General features: G+C 62.1%; 16 protein-coding genes. 2 read left to right on the top strand and 14 right to left on the bottom strand.

The features are described from left to right. Nucleotides 1-84 precede the first annotated feature (84 nt). From AAAV44_RS00080 to AAAV44_RS00045, 8 genes are all read right to left on the bottom strand, one after another. Nucleotides 85-855, bottom strand: a complete 771-nt coding sequence (locus AAAV44_RS00080) for a Cof-type HAD-IIB family hydrolase (protein WP_349113953.1) — start codon at nucleotides 853-855, stop codon at nucleotides 85-87. Between the two features lie 6 nt (nucleotides 856-861). Beyond that, on the bottom strand, nucleotides 862-2,721 hold the full coding sequence (locus tag AAAV44_RS00075) for an ABC-F family ATP-binding cassette domain-containing protein (RefSeq protein ID WP_349113952.1): 1,860 nt from the start codon (nucleotides 2,719-2,721) through the stop codon (nucleotides 862-864). 205 nt (nucleotides 2,722-2,926) lie between these two features. Beyond that, nucleotides 2,927-3,799 carry a phosphate ABC transporter ATP-binding protein PstB gene (pstB, locus tag AAAV44_RS00070; protein WP_349113951.1) on the bottom strand — a complete coding sequence of 291 codons (873 nt, stop codon included), beginning with the start codon at nucleotides 3,797-3,799 and terminating at the stop codon, nucleotides 2,927-2,929. Next, nucleotides 3,796-4,722 carry a phosphate ABC transporter permease PstA gene (gene pstA, locus AAAV44_RS00065; protein WP_349113950.1) on the bottom strand — a complete coding sequence of 309 codons (927 nt, stop codon included), beginning with the start codon at nucleotides 4,720-4,722 and terminating at the stop codon, nucleotides 3,796-3,798. The genes pstB and pstA overlap by 4 nt, the downstream gene beginning before the upstream one ends. After that, a complete protein-coding gene (gene pstC / locus AAAV44_RS00060; RefSeq protein ID WP_117735562.1) occupies nucleotides 4,715-5,623 on the bottom strand; it encodes a phosphate ABC transporter permease subunit PstC in 909 nt (302 codons plus the stop codon). The genes pstA and pstC overlap by 8 nt, the downstream gene beginning before the upstream one ends. 25 nt (nucleotides 5,624-5,648) lie before the next feature. After that, nucleotides 5,649-6,587, bottom strand: a complete 939-nt coding sequence (locus tag AAAV44_RS00055) for a phosphate ABC transporter substrate-binding protein (RefSeq protein WP_349113949.1) — start codon at nucleotides 6,585-6,587, stop codon at nucleotides 5,649-5,651. Between the two features lie 293 nt (nucleotides 6,588-6,880). Beyond that, nucleotides 6,881-8,317: a M20 family metallopeptidase gene (locus AAAV44_RS00050; protein ID WP_349113948.1), complete on the bottom strand. Its 1,437-nt coding sequence runs from the start codon at nucleotides 8,315-8,317 to the stop codon at nucleotides 6,881-6,883. Between the two features lie 55 nt (nucleotides 8,318-8,372). Further along, entirely contained in the window at nucleotides 8,373-9,035 is a 663-nt protein-coding gene (locus AAAV44_RS00045; protein ID WP_349113947.1) for an HAD hydrolase-like protein, read from the bottom strand. A 156-nt stretch (nucleotides 9,036-9,191) separates the two neighbouring features. Here AAAV44_RS00045 and AAAV44_RS00040 point away from each other — a divergent pair, with 156 nt between their 5' ends. Then, nucleotides 9,192-10,052, top strand: coding sequence for a DegV family protein (locus tag AAAV44_RS00040; RefSeq protein WP_349113946.1), 861 nt, complete (start codon nucleotides 9,192-9,194; stop codon nucleotides 10,050-10,052). Nucleotides 10,053-10,145: 93 nt separating this feature from the next. Here the strand turns inward: AAAV44_RS00040 and AAAV44_RS00035 are convergent, their stop codons facing one another. The 6 genes from AAAV44_RS00035 to AAAV44_RS00010 all read right to left on the bottom strand — a co-directional run bounded on the left by AAAV44_RS00035 (nucleotide 10,146) and on the right by AAAV44_RS00010 (nucleotide 14,078). Beyond that, nucleotides 10,146-10,454 (bottom strand): type II toxin-antitoxin system YafQ family toxin, encoded by a 309-nt coding sequence (locus AAAV44_RS00035; protein WP_138374901.1) that lies wholly within the window; start codon nucleotides 10,452-10,454, stop codon nucleotides 10,146-10,148. 2 nt (nucleotides 10,455-10,456) lie between these two features. After that, nucleotides 10,457-10,756: a type II toxin-antitoxin system RelB/DinJ family antitoxin gene (locus tag AAAV44_RS00030; RefSeq protein ID WP_117747007.1), complete on the bottom strand. Its 300-nt coding sequence runs from the start codon at nucleotides 10,754-10,756 to the stop codon at nucleotides 10,457-10,459. A 114-nt stretch (nucleotides 10,757-10,870) separates the two neighbouring features. Then, nucleotides 10,871-11,629, bottom strand: coding sequence for a TIGR00730 family Rossman fold protein (locus tag AAAV44_RS00025; RefSeq protein WP_349113945.1), 759 nt, complete (start codon nucleotides 11,627-11,629; stop codon nucleotides 10,871-10,873). A gap of 210 nt (nucleotides 11,630-11,839) precedes the next feature. Then, on the bottom strand, nucleotides 11,840-12,979 hold the full coding sequence (gene tgt / locus AAAV44_RS00020) for a tRNA guanosine(34) transglycosylase Tgt (protein ID WP_022093813.1): 1,140 nt from the start codon (nucleotides 12,977-12,979) through the stop codon (nucleotides 11,840-11,842). Beyond that, a complete protein-coding gene (locus tag AAAV44_RS00015; protein WP_349113944.1) occupies nucleotides 12,960-13,214 on the bottom strand; it encodes a hypothetical protein in 255 nt (84 codons plus the stop codon). The genes tgt and AAAV44_RS00015 overlap by 20 nt, the downstream gene beginning before the upstream one ends. Before the next feature lie 63 nt (nucleotides 13,215-13,277). Continuing rightward, nucleotides 13,278-14,078 carry an SDR family oxidoreductase gene (locus AAAV44_RS00010; RefSeq protein WP_006235414.1) on the bottom strand — a complete coding sequence of 267 codons (801 nt, stop codon included), beginning with the start codon at nucleotides 14,076-14,078 and terminating at the stop codon, nucleotides 13,278-13,280. Nucleotides 14,079-14,373: 295 nt separating this feature from the next. On the opposite strand from AAAV44_RS00010, the gene AAAV44_RS00005 reads away from it, so the two are divergent. After that, complete coding sequence (locus AAAV44_RS00005) at nucleotides 14,374-16,155, top strand: hypothetical protein (protein ID WP_349113943.1); 1,782 nt, start codon at nucleotides 14,374-14,376, stop codon at nucleotides 16,153-16,155. The last annotated feature ends 244 nt before the right edge of the window (nucleotides 16,156-16,399 follow it).

Genomic DNA, 16,399 nt, shown 5'->3' with positions numbered 1-16,399 from the left:
AAGCAGGGCGACACCGTACGCAACGTACTAGGAGTGTCCCCAGCTGCCGGCACAAAAGGAACGTCCCCAAGTGCCGAGCCGCAGCTATAGCAGCCCAAAGTGCTTCGCGGCGTTGTAGATCCCGTCGTCGTCCACGGCGGACGTCACGTAGGTCGCCGCGGCCTTCACGGTATCCTGCGCATTACCCATGGCCACGCTTGTGCCCACGGCGGAAAACATCGACAGGTCGTTCTCGCCGTCGCCAAAGGCGATCGCCTCGCTCGCGTCGATACCCAGCCGCTCCAGCGTCGCCGCTACGCCCAAGTCCTTGCCGCCGTTGGCCGGAATAATGTCGCAGAACAGATCGCACCAGCGCGTGGTGAGCGAATGCGACACGGCGTCGGTCACGATATGCTCGTCGGCCGGATCCACAAAGGCGCAGAACTGGTAGACCGGCGCATCGAAGGCATGGTCAAACGGCTCCTCGTGGTAGACGATTCCCGCATTGCTGCCGGCAGTCACCACGCGCTCGGACAGGCGGTTCACAAACGAGTTCTCGCCCTGCATGCACAGCGAGTCATAGCGCCCCTGCGCCACCTGGTCCACAATCACCGCGACGTCGTCCGGGTCAATCGGGCAGCTGCGGTAGACGCCCTCGGCATCAAAGCAGTGCTGGCCCGAAAGCGTAATGTACGCATCCCAACCCAAGTTGAACAGCCAATCGGGCATCTGGTAGGTCGGACGACCCGTAGCAATCACGCATGCAATCCCCTGCTCGTGAAAACTGTCGAGCACCTGCTGCGCCGACGCCGGAATCCGGTGGGTCTTAAAGCTCAGCAGCGTGCCGTCGATATCGAAAAACGCGGCTTTGATCATCCTCGTCTACTCCTCGCCCTCGAGCTTTTCGCTCGCCTCAAGCCACGCCATCTCCAGCTCGTCCATGGCGGCGTGGGCCTCGTCGATCTTTGCCTGCTGTTCGCCCAGCGCCGTGTAGTTGGTGGGATCGACCTGGGCCATGGCGGCCTCGGCCTCCTCCACGCGGGCGCGCTGCGTCTCCATCTTGCGCTCGAGCGAGCTCACCTCGCGGCGGAGCTTCTGGCGCTCGGCATTGGAAAGACCGTTGGGCTGCCCGCTCGTCTTGGGCTTCTCGGCCGCAACCGCTGCGGCGCCGGTGTCGAACGTGCCGGTCTTGGCACTCGGCGCACCCACGGGCTCGCCCTCGGCGGTGGCGTTGCACAGGCGCAGGTACTGATCGACGCCGCCGGGCATATGCGTCAGGTGGCCGTCAAGCAGTGCCCACTGTTGGTCGGTCACGCGCTCCATGAGGAAACGGTCGTGCGTCACCAGGATCAGCGTGCCGGGCCAGCCGTCCAGCAGATCCTCGACAATCGCGAGCATATCGGTATCCAGGTCGTTGCCCGGCTCGTCCAGGATAAGCACGTTGGGCTCGTCCAGGATCGTCAGCAGCAGCGACAGGCGACGGCGTTGGCCGCCCGAAAGGTCGCCGATACGACTCCAGAGCTGTTGGGTCGTAAAGCCCAGGCGCTCGCAGAGCTTCTCGGGCGAAGTCTCCTTGCCGTCGATGACGTAGTACTTCTTATAGTTGCTGAGCACCTCGCGGATCGTGTCGCCCATGTAGGGCTCGAGCTCCTCGAGCTGCTGCGATAGCACGCCAAAACGTACCGTCTGGCCGATCTTCACGCGGCCGCGCAGGGGCGCGATCTTGCCCTGGATCACGTCGAGCAGTGTGGACTTGCCGGCACCGTTCTCACCCAAAAGACCATAGCGGTCGCCCGCGCCGATAAGCCAGGTCACGTCGGAGAGCACCTGCTTGGGCGCGCCGTCGGTATCCGCATAGCCGGCGTCCACGTCGATCACGTCGATGACCTGCTTGCCCAGGCGGCTCACCGCCAGGCGCTTGAGCTCCAGCTCGTCGCGCACGGGCGGCACGTCGGCGATGAGTTCGCGAGCGGCATCCACGCGAAACTTGGGCTTGGTGGAGCGCGCCTGGGCGCCACGGCTCAGCCACGCGAGCTCCTTGCGTGCCATGTTGCGACGACGCTCCTCGGTGACGGCGGCCATGCGGTCGCGCTCCACGCGCTGCAGGATGTATGCCGAGTAGCCGCCCTCGAAGGGATCGACCTGGCCGTCGTGGACCTCCCACATGCTAGTGCAGACCTCGTCCAAGAACCAGCGATCGTGCGTGACCACGAGCATGGCGCCCTGGCCGCGCTGCCAGCGGGCCTTTAAGTGACGCGCGAGCCAGTTGATGGTGCGCATGTCCAGGTGGTTGGTGGGCTCGTCGAGCATGAGCACGTCGTAGTCGCCGATCAGCAGGCGCGCGAGGTCCACGCGACGGCGCTGGCCGCCCGAAAGCTCGCCCACCGCGCCCTCCCAGGGAACATCGCTAATGAGACCGGAGAGGATCTGGCGTGTACGCGGACTCGACGCCCACTCGTACTCGGGCGTGTCGCCGACGACGGCATGATGCACGGTGTCGGTATCGACGAGGTTGTCCTTTTGGCCGAGCAGACCGATCGTCGTGCCGCGGCGATGCGTCACGCGGCCATCATCGGGCTCCAGCGTGCCGGCGAGCACGCTCAGCAGCGTCGACTTGCCGTCGCCGTTTTTACCGACGATGCCAATACGGTCGCCCTCGCCCACGCCGAGCGTTACGCTATCGAAAATATGCTTGGTGGGAAACTCTAGGCTGACGGAATCGCATCCCAAAAGAATCGCCATATGCCCTGCTCCTTCGTAGAAATTCAACGTTGTCCATGATAGCAGCGAGCCCCACCCCAAACCACCACGAAGGTGCCTGTCCCCTTTGTGGTGGTCGTTTCGGTCGCAGAGCAAAAAGGCGGGCCATCTCCCGCAAGAGATGACCCGCCCCTCCAATCAGTCCCGTGGCGACCGTGGCCACCGCGGGCCTCAAGCATGTCCCGGACTAGGAGAACATGCCGGTGAGGTAATCATTCAGCCGCTTATCCTTGGGCCGCTGGAAAATCTCGTCGGTCTCGTCGTACTCGACCATATCGCCCATGTAGAAGAACGCCGTGCGGTTGGACACACGCGACGCCTGCTCCATGTTGTGCGTCACGATGACGATGGCGCGCTCGGCCACAATCGACGACATAAGGTCCTCGATCGCCAGCGTCGAGATGGGGTCGAGCGCCGAGCAGGGCTCGTCAAACAGGATCACGTCGGGGTTGAGCGCCAGCGTGCGCGCGATGCACAGACGCTGCTGCTGGCCTCCCGAAAGCGCGTAGGCACTCTTGTCGAGCTTGTCCTTGACCTCGTCCCACAGCGCCGCGCCGCGCAGACTCTCCTCGACCATGCGGTCGAGCTCGTCGCGGTCGGTGATGCCGTGGCGCTTAGGCGCAAACGTGATGTTGTCGCGAATGGACTTGCGGAACGGGTTGGGCTGTTGGAACACCATGCCAATGGAGCGACGCAGCTCGTACGTGTTCTCGGTCTTGGTATTCACGTTGCGCCCACGGTAATTGATCTCGCCCTCCACGCGGCAGCCGCGAATCTCGCGATTCATGAGGTTGAGGCTACGCAAGAAGGTCGACTTGCCGCAGCCCGAAGGCCCGATGAGCGCCGTGATCTCGCCCTTGTGAAAGTCGAGCGACGTATCGTGCAGCGCATGGTGGTCGCCATAGTACACGTTGACGTCCTTGGTGGAGAGCACAACCTCGTCGCTCACGGCCTTGCCGCTCACGCGAACGCGCTTTTCGCTCTCCCCCACGCTCGACAGGAAGTCCTGGGCCTCGGACGATGCCGCTTCGGTTGCGGGCGTTGCATTCATCTCGCTCATTCGGCCGTCATCTTCCTTGCCAGTTGCTTGCCCACGATACGGGCAACTACGTTAAACAGCAGCACGCAGATCATCAGCAGTGCCGCGGTGCCCCAGACGATCTGCTGGGCCTCGGGGCTGCCCTCGCCGTAAATCTTGTAGATGTGCACGGCGAGCGACTCACCGGGGCGGAACACGTTCCAGGCGCAAGTGGGGCTCGACAGGTTAAAGCTCAAGAAATTCAGGCGAACCGGCGAGCTCATGCCCGAGGTAAAGAGCAGCGCCGCGGCCTCGCCAAACACGCGGCCGGCCGAAAGCACGATGCCGGTCACGATGGCGGGCATGGCCTCGGGGATCAGGATGTGCAGCGTGGCCTCCCAGCGAGTAAGGCCCATGGCCAGGCACGCATCGCGCTGGGCCTGTGGCACGTCCTCGAGCGCCTGCTGAATCACGCGCACCAGGATGGGAATGTTGAACATGGTGAGCGCGACGGCGCCGGAGATGATGGAATACTTCCAGCCCAGCTGCACCGAGAACACCAGAAAGCCGAACATGCCGACGACGATGGAAGGCAGCGAGGATAGCGTCTCGATGGCGGTGGAGGCGATGTCGCGGATAGGGCCGTTCGGTGCGTACTCGACCAGGAAGACCGCGCCGCCCAAGCTGATGGGCACCGAGATGGCCAGGGTGATCAGCAGCAGATAGAACGAGTCGAACAGCTGGTAGAGCACGCCGCCCTGGGTTCCGTTGGCGCGCGCGGGCTGCGTGAGAAATCCCGGCTGGATCAGCGTCGAAATGCCCTCGAACAGGATATAGGCCACCATGGAGATGACGATGAGCATGACGATGGCGACGATCGCCGTCAGCACGCCCGTAGCGATGCGGTCCTGCTTTTGGACGCGCCCGAGTCTCGCCTCGTCGGTATGGATGCGCGTGCTAGCCACGAGCCTTCGCCCCCTTGCGGCCAATGAGATGGATGATCAGGATGAAGATGAGGCTCATGCCCATCAACAGCAGACCAAGCGCCCACAGAACATCGTCCTGGGCCGAGCCCTCGGCATAGACTGCCATGGACGTGGTGAGCGTGGTGGTGATGGTCGAGGCCGGCGACAGCAGCGACGTCGGCATGGCCTCGATGCCGCCGATAACCATGCGCACGGCGAGCGTCTCGCCAAAGGCGCGGGTCATGCCCAGGATGACCGCAGTCATGAGCGACGGCATGGCAGACTTGAGCACCACGTGCCAGATGGTCTGCCAGCGGGTGTAGCCCAGCGCGAGCGAGCCCTGACGGTAGCTGTCGGGCACGGCACGCAGGCCGTCGACCGAAAGCGTAGTCATAGTCGGCAGGATCATGACGGCCAGCACGATGGCGCCGGGCAAGATGCCCAGGCCCGTGCTCACATGGAAAACGCTCTTCATAAGGCCGACGACCACGTGAAAGCCAATCAGGCCAAAGACGACCGAGGGAATACCGGTCAAAAGCTCAATAAGCGGCTGAAAGACCTTGGAACCAAACTTAGGCTGGATCTCGACCGCAAAGATGGCAGAGCCGATAGCGATGGGCAGTGCGATGAGCGTGGAGAGTACCATGACCGCAAACGAGGTGACGATCAGGGGCAGGGCGCCGGTGTAAGGCAGACCGTTTTCGGCTGTGTTAGCCAGGTCCCACTTGGTACCAGTGAAGAACTCGACGACCGAAACGCCATCCTTAACAAAAGCCGAGAGGCCCTTTTGGGCGACCATGAAGATAAGCGCGGCAACAACAAGCGTCACGAGCGCTACGCACGCGCCCGTGACGCCCAGGCCCACGTTCTCAAGGTCGCGCTTTGGCAGCTGTTTTGCCATTGCAAACCTTTCCGGGGGCGATTACCTATTTAGCGGAGACCTTACCGCTGGCGTCCTTGACGACCTTCATGGCAGAGACGGGGATGAAGCCCTGCTCCTCGACAAGCTTGCCCTGGACGTCGTCGGAAAGCATAAAGTCCAGGAAGGCCTTGGTGGCCTCGTCTGCGTCCTTGGCGCAGTACATGTGCTCGGTAGCCCAGATCTTGAAGGAGTCGTCGGTGACGTTCTTGCTCTTGGGCTCGACGCCCTCGACCTTGACGGCGTTGAACTTGGAGTCGTCGAAGTGCGAGAAGTCGAGGTAGGAGATGGCGTTGTCGGTGCTGCCCATCTGAGTCTGGACGTCGCCGGACTTGTCGAGCTCGGCGTCGCCCTTAAAGTCGACAGCCTCGTCGCCAAAGACGGCAGCCTCGAAGGTGGCGCGAGTACCGGAGCCGGCCTTGCGGTTGAGGACGACGATCTTGGCGTCGTCGCCGCCGACCTCCTTCCAGTTGGTGATCTGGCCGGAGAAGATGCCCTTGAGCTGCTCGAGGGACAGGTCGTCGACCGTCACGTTCTTGGAGACGACGGGGCCCATGCCCACGACGGCAACCTCGTGGTCGACGAGCTTCTTGACCTGGTCGGCCTCGAGTTTGGTCTCGGCGAAGACGTCGGAGTTGCCGATGGTGACGGTGCCGGCGGCAACAGCGGTCAGGCCCTTGCCCGAACCGTTACCCGAGCCGGAGACGGAGACGTCCGGGTTGGCATCCATGAACTTCTCGGCAGCGGCCTCGACGAGAGCCTGGAACGAGGAGGCGCCGTCGTAGGTCACCTCGCCGGAGACGGACTCGGCAGCAGCGGCGCTACCCTTGTCGGCGGCGTCGGATGCGCCGGAGCCGCCGCAACCAACGAGACCGAGACCGACGATGCTGGCAAGACCACCAGCGAGGCCGAGGAACTGACGACGAGAATAAGCCTGATCGAGCATGATCTTCCTTTCATACATGCGACTCGCGGGCACCCTGCCCGCTTTGCTGTTTGGAAAGATACGGCCCCGACCGGGTAGGGTCCGCGCCAACTGCGGTTTCTTACGGGCATTTGATAGACCCTTACCGCAAGCGCGGCTCGGCTTTACAAACGAATAACAAACCCGCCGCCAAACATGGCCAGCCTTTTACACCAATAAAAACAAAGTTGCGGTGAAATAGTTCCTGCTTGGCCATCAAATGGCCCATTCTAGGAACTATTCCACCGCAGCTTAGATTGGGAAACCGCGTAACCTTAAAGCTCGAGTTCGTTCAAGCGCAGGATGGCCACGATGTAAATCTTGAGCGCCTGTTTAAGCTGTTCCTCGTTGGCGCACTCGTTGGGGCCGTGCATCTGGCCGCCCCACGCGGGCAGCTCCAGGCCGGTCTCTTCGGGGCCAAACGAGACGGCGCGGGCAAAGTTGCGCGCGTACGTGCCGCCGCCCATGGCAAAGGGTTCGGCATGCTTGCCGGTGAACTCGTTATAGGTATCGATAAGCGCCTTCACGGCCGGATCGTCGGCAGACACCGAGAACGGCACCTTAGCGCGACCCAGCTGGCACGTCACGCCAAAACGGCCCACGAGCGGGTCGAGCTGCTCGCGGATGGTATCGGCACTCGTACTGTCGGGGAAGCGCACGTCGATGACCTGCTCAATATGGCCATCCGCCACGCGGATGACGCCAGCGTTGCAGGTAAGCGGGCCAAACGCCGGACTCGTCGCATCGATACCTAGGCCGCGGCCATAGGCATCCGCATGCACAAAGGCCAGGAACTTGACGAACTCGTGCTCGGCAGGCGTCAGCAGGCGCTCGTCGCGTGCACCAAACGCGTCCTCGGCCTCGCGCAGATACGCCACGATCAGGCCGACGGCGTTGATGGTGCCTTCAGGCATCGAAGCGTGGCCGCCAATACCGTGGGCGAAAATCTGCGCACGCCCGTTATCAAGCGCCGTGATCTCCAGGCGGTCGGCGTTCTCAACGGGCGCCGGCAGCTCATCGGCGGCAATCGCAAGCTCGCAGATGGACTGCGACGGAATGGCATTGCTCGCCTCGGAGCCGCTCCACGACACGATGCGCCCGCCTTCAATCTTGGGGCTCACAAACGTCGCCCCAAACTGGCCCTTCTCGGCATTGCAGACCGGGAACTCGGCATCGGGCGTAAACAAAAAGTCGGGGTCTGCGTGATTTTCCAGATAATGGTGAACGTCGGACATGCCCACTTCCTCATCGCAGCCCAGCAGCGCGCGGAAGGTATAGCGCGGCACAATGCCGTGCTTGAGCAGGTAGGCACCGGCGTAGAGCGACAACACCGCCGGACCCTTGTCATCAATCACGCCACGGCCGAGCAGCCAGCCCTCGCGACGCTCCATCGCAAACGGGTCGGTGTTCCAGCCGGGGCCGGCGGGCACCACGTCCACGTGGCAGATGGTCGCGAGCTGCTTGTCGCCGCGACCCGGGATATCGGCAATGCCCACATAGCCCTCGTCGTCGCTCGTCTGGTAGCCGAGCTTTTGCGCAATGCCGAGCGCGCAATCGAGCGCATCACGAACCGGGCGGCCAAACGGCGCGCTAGGCTCCGCATCGGCAGCAACGGCTACGGACGGATAACTCACCAGCTGCTCGATATCGGCGACGACGTCCTCCCAGACCTCGTCGACATACTCGGTAACGCTCTGCTCCACCTGATTCATGGACGACCTCCTTACCAATGAGCGACGGGTACGCCCGCCCCTCACATTACGTCTATTAGATAGCGAAAAGTTTAGCAAGCTCGGCCACCGAGTGCACCACTGCATCGGCACCCGCCGCCTCGTGCTCGCCCGGCGCCGCCGCGCCCGAATAGATACCAATGCACGGCACGCTCATCGCGTGCGCGCCCTCGACGTCGTTAAAGCGATCGCCGATCATCACGGCATCGCCCGCCGTCGCACCGAGCTCTGACAGGGCATCGCGGACCGAATCGGCCTTGGTCTCGCGCCCCTGCGGCGGATTCATGCCAACCACCGCCTCAAACTGAGAAAGTCCCAGCTCTCCCACCATGTCGATACACTTCGCCTCCATGCGTGACGTTGCCACGGCCAAGCGATGCCCCTGCGCGACAAGGCCATCGAGCAGCTCGGGGATTCCGTCGAACACAGGATACTCTTCCGGTCCCAGCTCATCAAAAAAGGCACGGTACTCGTCAGCCACCACAAGCGACTCCTCGCGGGAGAAGCCATAAAAGTCGTGAAAGCTCTTCCACAGGGGCGGCCCGATCATGCGGCGCAGGTCACCCATCTGCGCCTCCGAAAACCCACGCGCGGCAAGCGTCTTGCGCGTCGAGGTCATCACCGCCCGACCCGTATCTGCCACCGTGCCGTCAAAATCAAACAGCACAACCGGCCGCTTGCATATCTCCAGCGCTGCCATCGGCACTCCTCTTCCCCAGTTGATGATTTCCACACCGACATTTCAAACTGTTGACTATTCAACAATTGAACCTAGCAATGTAGAGCAACTCCACTATACTTGTCGCACTTTGCTCTAAGAAGGCGGCGCGCAAGCGCCCCAACGAAAGGTGCAATTATGTCTTTTGCCATCATAACCGACTCCACGTCGGACATCTCCCCCGCCCGCGCCCAAGAGCTCGGCATTTACGTGATTCCGCTGCATGTGATTATCGAGGGCGAGGATCTGCTCGACCAGGTGCAAATCACCGCCGAGGAATACGTCGCCCGCATGGCAGGCTCCGAGCAGCTACCGCACACCTCGCAGCCGAGCGCCGGCGAGTTCAAGGCACTCTTTGACCGCGTGCTCGCCAACGGCCACGACAGCGCCATCTTTATCTCGCTGTGCAGCGAGTGGTCCGCCTGCTATGCCAACGCCAGCCTGACGGCCGAAACACACGAGCTCGACGTGCGCTGCATCGACTCGCGCACCGGCTCGGGTGCCGAGGGCCTGCTGGTGGAGTACGCGTTGGCCATGCGCGAGGACGGCCGCAGCCTGGACGAGACCGAGGCGCAGATCCGCGCGACGCTGCCCGACGCCCACCTGCTGCTGATTCCCCGCACGCTCGAGAACCTCGTTAAGAACGGCCGCGCACCTAAACTCGCCGGCCAGCTCACCCAGATGCTCAACATTCGCCTGGCCGTTTCGCCGGAGTGGAAATCGGGCGAGATCAAGGCCATCAAGAAGGGCCGCGGCGCCAAGCGCATCGTTGCCAACACCATGGCCGATTGCCTCGCATTTTTGGCCGAGCATCCGGGCTCCAGCGTGCGCGTGCTCACGACCGGCGCCGCCGAGGAACAGGAGCTCGTCAGCCAAGCGCTCGCAGGCCAAGACTATGTAGACGCCGGCACCGGCCCCATCGGCTGCACCATTGCCACCCATGTAGGCATCGACGCCATCGCCATCAGCTACTGCCCCCGCTACCAGCCAACTCACTAGGAACGCCCACATCAGATGCGGTGAAATAGGGACTGTTTTTGGCTTATCGGCCGCAAATCAATCCCTATTCCACCGCAACTTATAAATCGGCGATCAGCCCAGCGGACCCTGAAAAAGCTCCTGATGAGTGCCCATTCGCACCAGCCTGATCACTGGGTTAGTCTTATGGGGCAGATATAGAACAACCACATCGACCAAGCCATCGGATAGGTGGAAATCGATGTGGCCGTTGTAGTTTCCGCCCGGGTTTGAGAGCTCGTGGGCGCCGTACTCCGCTGGAAGCGACCCATGGGCCACAAGCTCTGCAACCGCCGCTTTAAACTCACTCTTTAGCTGCGGATGGATGCGCATCGTCCGTTTGTAATCCGCCTTAAACTGAGCCTCGACTTTAATCTCAAACATCGCTAGTCCTCATCGAGGAACGACATAAGCTCATCAGCGTCGTTGAATGACGGGCTATCGTCCGGCAAAATCCCCAACTCATGAGCCTCGGCGATTACCATGGCACGCCTCGTCGCCTCGTTGGGCACTTCCGCCCTTCCTACAATCTCAAAAGGAATCTTTCGCTGATTTACAAGCTGCCGAACGGCAAGATTGAGATAGGAATTGAGGCTGAGGCCGACCGAATCCAAGAACTCAGTCGCCTGCTCCTTGAGCCCCTCTTCGATGCGAACCGTCGTAGGCTTAACCGTTGCAGTAGACATACGCGACCTCCTCGCCCTCGTCTTTTGCATCAGTATACCCAATATAAATGGCAAACTGACGTTAGATAGCATCAGATTGCCATACATATTCATATCGCGGTGGGCACGATTGCCCTACATCAGCCCGCTCAGGGCAATGTCGACGGCTTCGTTGAGGTCGTCGGTGTTGTGTACGAGCTCGGGATCGAGCGGGCTGATCATACCGGTGTCCATCACCGGACCGTTAAGCCAGTCGAATAAGCCCTGCCAGTACTCGCTGCCTACCAGCACGAGCGGCATGCGCTTGACCTTGTGCGTCTGCACCAGCGTGAGCACCTCGAACATCTCGTCGAGCGTGCCAAAACCGCCGGGAAACACGATGGCACCCGAGCTGTATTTGACGAACATGGTCTTGCGCACAAAGAAGTAACGGAAGTCCATGCCGAGGTTCACGTATTTATTGAGCCCATGCTCGTGCGGCAACTCAATGCCCAGGCCAACCGACTTGCCGTTGACGCTCGCCGCTCCCCTGTTGGCCGCCTCCATGATGCCGGGGCCGCCACCGGTTATGACCGCCACGCCGCGCTGGGCGATTTTGCGGCCGACGGTGCGCGCCGCCTTGTAGAGCGGATCGGTCTTGGGCGTGCGGGCGCTGCCGAAGATGGTCACTGCGGGTCCGAGCTCGGCCAGCGCGCCAAAGCCATCGACAAACTCTGCCTGAATGCGCAGCACGCGCCAGGGGTCGGCGTGCAGCCAGTCGGTTGAATCCTCGGGCGCCAGCAGGTTGGCGTAGGTGTTGTCCTTGGGAATCATAGGGCCGCGCATGACCACGGGACCGCGGCGGTACGTCTCGTCGTAGGCCGGCTCGCCCTCGACGCTCTCATTCTTAATCATGGGATACTCCTATCGAAAATAGAAATGGGCGGGGTCGACGCCATGCGCCAAACACCCGCCCGAACATCAACTATTCGGTATGGTACCCACGATGCATCAAGCGCTTGCAAGCTATCGGTCAGCGGTCGCGCAACCGTGTTAGCAAACGCGACGACCGGCCGACGCTCGCCCTTTGCCGTTGCCCGCGCTCCGTACGCGTCCGCGCCGCCCTTAGTAATCCACCGCCGCAGGACTGTTCATCCAGTCGCTCACAAACGCGCCGTAGCGGCCCTCAATAATGGCCTGGCGGGCACGCTGCATAAGGTTGAGCAGGTAGTAGATGTTGTGCATCGACAGCAGAATGCCGCCGAGCATCTCCTTCTGCGTGACCATGTGGCGGATGAGCGCGCGGCTGTAGCCGCCCGTGCACACCGGGCAGGTGCAGGTGGGGTCGATGGGGCCGTCGTCGTGCGCAAAGCGCGCGTTGCGAAAGTTAAGGCGACCCTCACTGGAGAACGCCGTACCCATGCGGCCGGTGCGCGTCGGCAGCACGCAGTCGAACATGTCGATGCCCACGCCAACGCCGCGCACGAGCGTGGTAGGGTTACCGACGCCCATGAGGTAGCGCGGCTTGTGCTTAGGCATGTACTCGGAAACCAGCGGCGCCAGCGTCTCGAACATGGTCTCGTGGTCCTCGCCCACCGAGTAGCCGCCGATGCCATAGCCGGGGAAGTCGCCGCACTCCTCCAGGTGGCGCAGCGAGCGCAGGCGCAGGTCCAGATGCATGCCGCCCTGGACGATGCCAAAGAGCGCCTGGTCATCGCGGGTGTGAGCCTTGTAGCAGCGCTCGGCCCACATACTCGACAGCTCAACGGCGCGCTCGACGTAGGCACGCGTGGCGGGATAGCCCGGGCACTGGTCGAGCTGCATGCAGATGTCGGAGCCGAGCTTCATGGCGATTTCCATGTTGTCCTCGGGCGTCCAGAACACGTGGCGGCCGTCGTAATCGTTGACGATAAAGCGCACGCCCTCGTCGGTGAGCTTGACGGCGTCGTTGTGGCTGAAGACCTGGAAACCGCCCGAGTCGGTGAGGATGGGGCCGTGCCAGTTCATAAACTTGTGCAGTCCGCCCAGCTCGGCGATGGTGTCCTCGCCGGGACGCATGGACAGGTGGTAGGTGTTGGCGAGCACGATCTGCGCACCGAGCTGCTTAACGGTCTCGGTGGGGATGCCCTTGACGTTTGCCTTGGTGCCCACAGGCATAAAGATCGGTGTCTCGATGTCGCCGTGCGGGGTATGCAGCACGCCGGCGCGCGCGTGCGTCGTCGGATCCTCGGCGATTAGGTCGAATTTAAAGAGATTCTGGTCCATAAACTGGAACTCCTTGGTTGCGGTTCATACGCAGACCATTATACGGGCAACCCGCAAGAAGCACCGACTCGACAGAAACTGGCGCAAAGGGGTCATAGTCATTGGGATCATTTCCAACAGCCAAGGCAACGCCGATGCTCTGGCAACGCCAGCGAGCGGTCGCCAGGGCGAACAAATTGGCATGAAAAGAGGGCGGCATAGACCTTCTGGTCATGCCGCCCTCTTTGAATGACAAGTTGTCGCCCTGGTGACCGCGCAGCGTCGGCCCGTTACGGCGTTTGGTAAAACGCCGTAACCCCTAAGGCCGCTGGCCCATGCCACCCTCGAGGGTAACGGTCTCGCCGTTCATGTACTTAAAGTCGGGGCCGCAGAGCTGAACGACCACGCGGCCGATCTCCTTCTCGACGTCGCCGTAGTGGCCTGCCGGCGGCATGTGGACGTTGGCCTTAAACGCCTCGGGATAGGCATCCTGGAAGTTCTCGAGCGCAGCAGTCCAGGCAAGCGGGCACACGATGTTGACGTTGATGCCGTCCTTGCCCCACTCGTTGGCGGCGACGCGGGTCAAGCCGCGGATACCCTCCTTGGCGGCAGCATAGCTGCACTGGCCATAGTTGCCAAACAGACCGGCGCCCGAAGCAAAGTTGACCACGGAGCCCTTGGTCTCCTTCAGGTGCGGATAGGCCTTCTGCATGTACAGGTAGGTGGCATACAGGCCAGAGTAAATGGCCAGGTTAAACTGGTCCATAGTGTGGTCGGCGATGGTCACACCCGAGGCGCTGGCCTGAGCGTTGTTGACGACGGCGTCGATGCGACCGAACTCCTCAATCGCCTTGTCGATAACGTTCTGCACGACGGCCTCGTTGTCCTGGCCGGCGGAGACATCGGCCTGAACAGGCAGAACCTTGACGCCGTACTCAGCCTCAAGAGACTCCTTGGCGGCCTCGAGCTTGGCGACGTTACGACCGGTGATAACGAGGTTCGCGCCCTCCTTGGCAAAAGCGATATCGATGCCGTAACCGATGGAGCCAGCGGAGCCGTCCTTGAGCGTGGCCTTGCCGCCGCCGGTGACGATCACGGTCTTACCAGTGAAAAGTCCCATACAAAGTCCTTTCGAATCGCGACGGGCACGCCCGCCGACTGCGCGCATCCAAAATAAACGCGCCAAAAGCTGAGATGCAACTTTAGCGTGTTCAAGTGAAAAGAAAAGGCCTCGGCAGGCGAACGGCATAACGTCTTTCGGCGAAGGGATTGTCAAGTACAAACTGGATAAAGTGGCCGAGTTTTTGCTATCGACGCTAGCCATCGAACACGTTTTGAAACTTTGCTGCGGGGCGCGGGATGTCGGCGCGAGACTTTATCATAGGGTGACAAACAACGATGAGGAGCACATGCCTATGACAGACGAGCTGGACCCCCAGACTCAACAGCATATTGATGATTCCGCAGACACCATTGACGACTGCGAGACTTCTACCAGCAGCGATGGCGGCATTGATGCCGCTGTCGAGGAGGCTCCTGCCGCCGCAGACGAGGCCGCAGACGCAAATGTCGCCGCAGAGCAAGACAAAGAAGAGCAGCTAGAGCAGCCGGACCCGAGCGACACTGAGCCCAAGGCCGAGAACGCTCCGCAAGTAGCGGGCCCCATCGAGGTGTCTTCGGAAGAAGAGCTCGACGCCGTCATGGACTCCATGATGGATGCCGTCAAAGCGATGAAGGACGCTGTCGCCGATGCCGATGTCGACGCCGAGGAAGAGGAAGCCGCCGAGGCCGCCTCGACGTTTGTGCCCGGCGAGACCCCGGTTGCCGACCAGGGCAGCACCATGCCCTCGTTTCTACAACTCGAGCACCCCACGATCGGCGCCGACGCGGTCGACCCGCACGCAGCGGGCTTTTCCGTGATCGAAGGCGGCACCGGCAATATCACCACGCCGCAGACTGCCGATACGAATGCCGCCGAGGCCGCGCACCCGACCACCTCGCATGCTTCCGCCACGAGTCGCGACCTGGGGAGCGCCGTCTCGAACACCGCTAACGCCGTGGGCACTTTTATCGCCCAGGGCGCGTCGGCCATGCGCGAGATGAACGCCGCCAAGAAGGCACTCGCCGATGCCCGCGCCCATTTAGCCGAGCTTGAGCAGCGCATCGCCGACCAGGCAGAGGAACTCGAGACGCGGCAGGATATCGCGGGACGCTTCGACCAGATTGTCGCCGATCAACGCCAGGCGATTGCCGCGGCACAGAAGACCGCTGCGGCAGCTGAAATTAACCGTGATGCCCATGCCGCCAAAGCGACGGAGCTCAAGGGCCAGCTCGAGCAAATGAAGGCAGAGGACGATGCGACCGAGCTCCGCCTGAAGGCTGCACTCGACGCCGTGGAAGCCCGCGAGGCGAGCTCGCGCGAGACCGGCAACCGCCTCGTTCGTCGCCTTGAGGATTCCAAGCGTATCCGCGACAAAGTGAAGGCTGAGCGCGATGCCGGTGTCGCCGCCGCACGACAAACTGCCGATGCTACGCGCGCACAGCTCGAGACCTTGCGTCGCGAGTATGCCGAGCTGCAGCGCAACCCTTCGGCAAATCCCGCCAATTACACCGTACGCACCAACGAGTTGTCTATGCAAATCTCCGACGCTGCCGACGCCCTCCGCAAGGCCGAGGAAGATATTCCGCAAGTGACTGCCGATCTTGAGCATTCACTTGCCGCCGCCGAGCAGGCCGTCGAGCAGGCACAGGCCCCCATCGCCGACGCTAAACGCGCGCACCAGGCCGTAACGGCTGAGGCAGATGCCGCGCGCGACGAGCTGCAGTCCGCAAAAACTGCCGCCGCGACGCGCCAGCGCGAGCTGCGCGAAAAGATCGCCACGCAGGACAAGGCACGCCGCGAGCAAGAGCAGGCCATCGCAAACGCCCGGGCAGATGCCGCGCATGCGCAGTCGATTATCGAACAGGCGACCGAGGTGCACGACCATCCCGAGATCACCGAATCGCTCGCCGGGTCCTTGTCACGCGACAAGGCCGAGCATACCGAGACCGAGCGCGAAGTTGCCCAACTCGAGGCCGCCGAAGACGACGTGCGCAAGCGAACCCGCGACTCACGCGTCAAATTCACCGGAGCCATCGCCTGCATCATCGCCGCAATCCTGGTGATCATCGCAATCTGGCTGTTCATGAGCAAGTAAGCCAGTTGCCAAAAACGCCCCAACGCAGTTGCGGTGAGATAGTTCCTGTTGAGCCCTCAAAAAGGCCAATTCAAGAACTATCTCACCGCAACTTATTAGATTGATGCAAGGTAGTCGTTGGGTGTTCCTATAGTTTTGTCAACCGTCGGGGCTACTCCCGGTAGGGCACCCGGTCGCGCATCACGGCGTATATCGCCCTGAGCCGCTTCCTCGCGACGGCCTTGAGCGCCCGCCCGTGCCCCAT

This window comes from Collinsella sp. CLA-AP-H1 (assembly GCF_040092945.1).
Classification (GTDB): domain Bacteria; phylum Actinomycetota; class Coriobacteriia; order Coriobacteriales; family Coriobacteriaceae; genus Collinsella.
Note: the sequence above shows the minus strand (reverse complement) of the source record. Positions and strands in the feature narration are given on the sequence as shown.

What these genes read in the sequence shown, in the direction of transcription:
- AAAV44_RS00005 (WP_349113943.1), top strand. Translation starts at nt 14,374, where the DNA reads ATGACAGACGAGCTGGACCCCCAGACTCAACAGCATATTGATGATTCC.
- AAAV44_RS00030 (WP_117747007.1), bottom strand. Translation starts at nt 10,756, where the DNA reads ATGTCTACTGCAACGGTTAAGCCTACGACGGTTCGCATCGAAGAGGGG.
- tgt (WP_022093813.1), bottom strand. Translation starts at nt 12,979, where the DNA reads ATGGACCAGAATCTCTTTAAATTCGACCTAATCGCCGAGGATCCGACG.
- AAAV44_RS00035 (WP_138374901.1), bottom strand. Translation starts at nt 10,454, where the DNA reads ATGTTTGAGATTAAAGTCGAGGCTCAGTTTAAGGCGGATTACAAACGG.
- AAAV44_RS00010 (WP_006235414.1), bottom strand. Translation starts at nt 14,078, where the DNA reads ATGGGACTTTTCACTGGTAAGACCGTGATCGTCACCGGCGGCGGCAAG.
- AAAV44_RS00055 (WP_349113949.1), bottom strand. Translation starts at nt 6,587, where the DNA reads ATGCTCGATCAGGCTTATTCTCGTCGTCAGTTCCTCGGCCTCGCTGGT.
- AAAV44_RS00040 (WP_349113946.1), top strand. Translation starts at nt 9,192, where the DNA reads ATGTCTTTTGCCATCATAACCGACTCCACGTCGGACATCTCCCCCGCC.
- AAAV44_RS00075 (WP_349113952.1), bottom strand. Translation starts at nt 2,721, where the DNA reads ATGGCGATTCTTTTGGGATGCGATTCCGTCAGCCTAGAGTTTCCCACC.
- AAAV44_RS00025 (WP_349113945.1), bottom strand. Translation starts at nt 11,629, where the DNA reads ATGATTAAGAATGAGAGCGTCGAGGGCGAGCCGGCCTACGACGAGACG.
- AAAV44_RS00045 (WP_349113947.1), bottom strand. Translation starts at nt 9,035, where the DNA reads ATGGCAGCGCTGGAGATATGCAAGCGGCCGGTTGTGCTGTTTGATTTT.
- AAAV44_RS00080 (WP_349113953.1), bottom strand. Translation starts at nt 855, where the DNA reads ATGATCAAAGCCGCGTTTTTCGATATCGACGGCACGCTGCTGAGCTTT.
- pstC (WP_117735562.1), bottom strand. Translation starts at nt 5,623, where the DNA reads ATGGCAAAACAGCTGCCAAAGCGCGACCTTGAGAACGTGGGCCTGGGC.
- pstB (WP_349113951.1), bottom strand. Translation starts at nt 3,799, where the DNA reads ATGAGCGAGATGAATGCAACGCCCGCAACCGAAGCGGCATCGTCCGAG.
- AAAV44_RS00050 (WP_349113948.1), bottom strand. Translation starts at nt 8,317, where the DNA reads ATGAATCAGGTGGAGCAGAGCGTTACCGAGTATGTCGACGAGGTCTGG.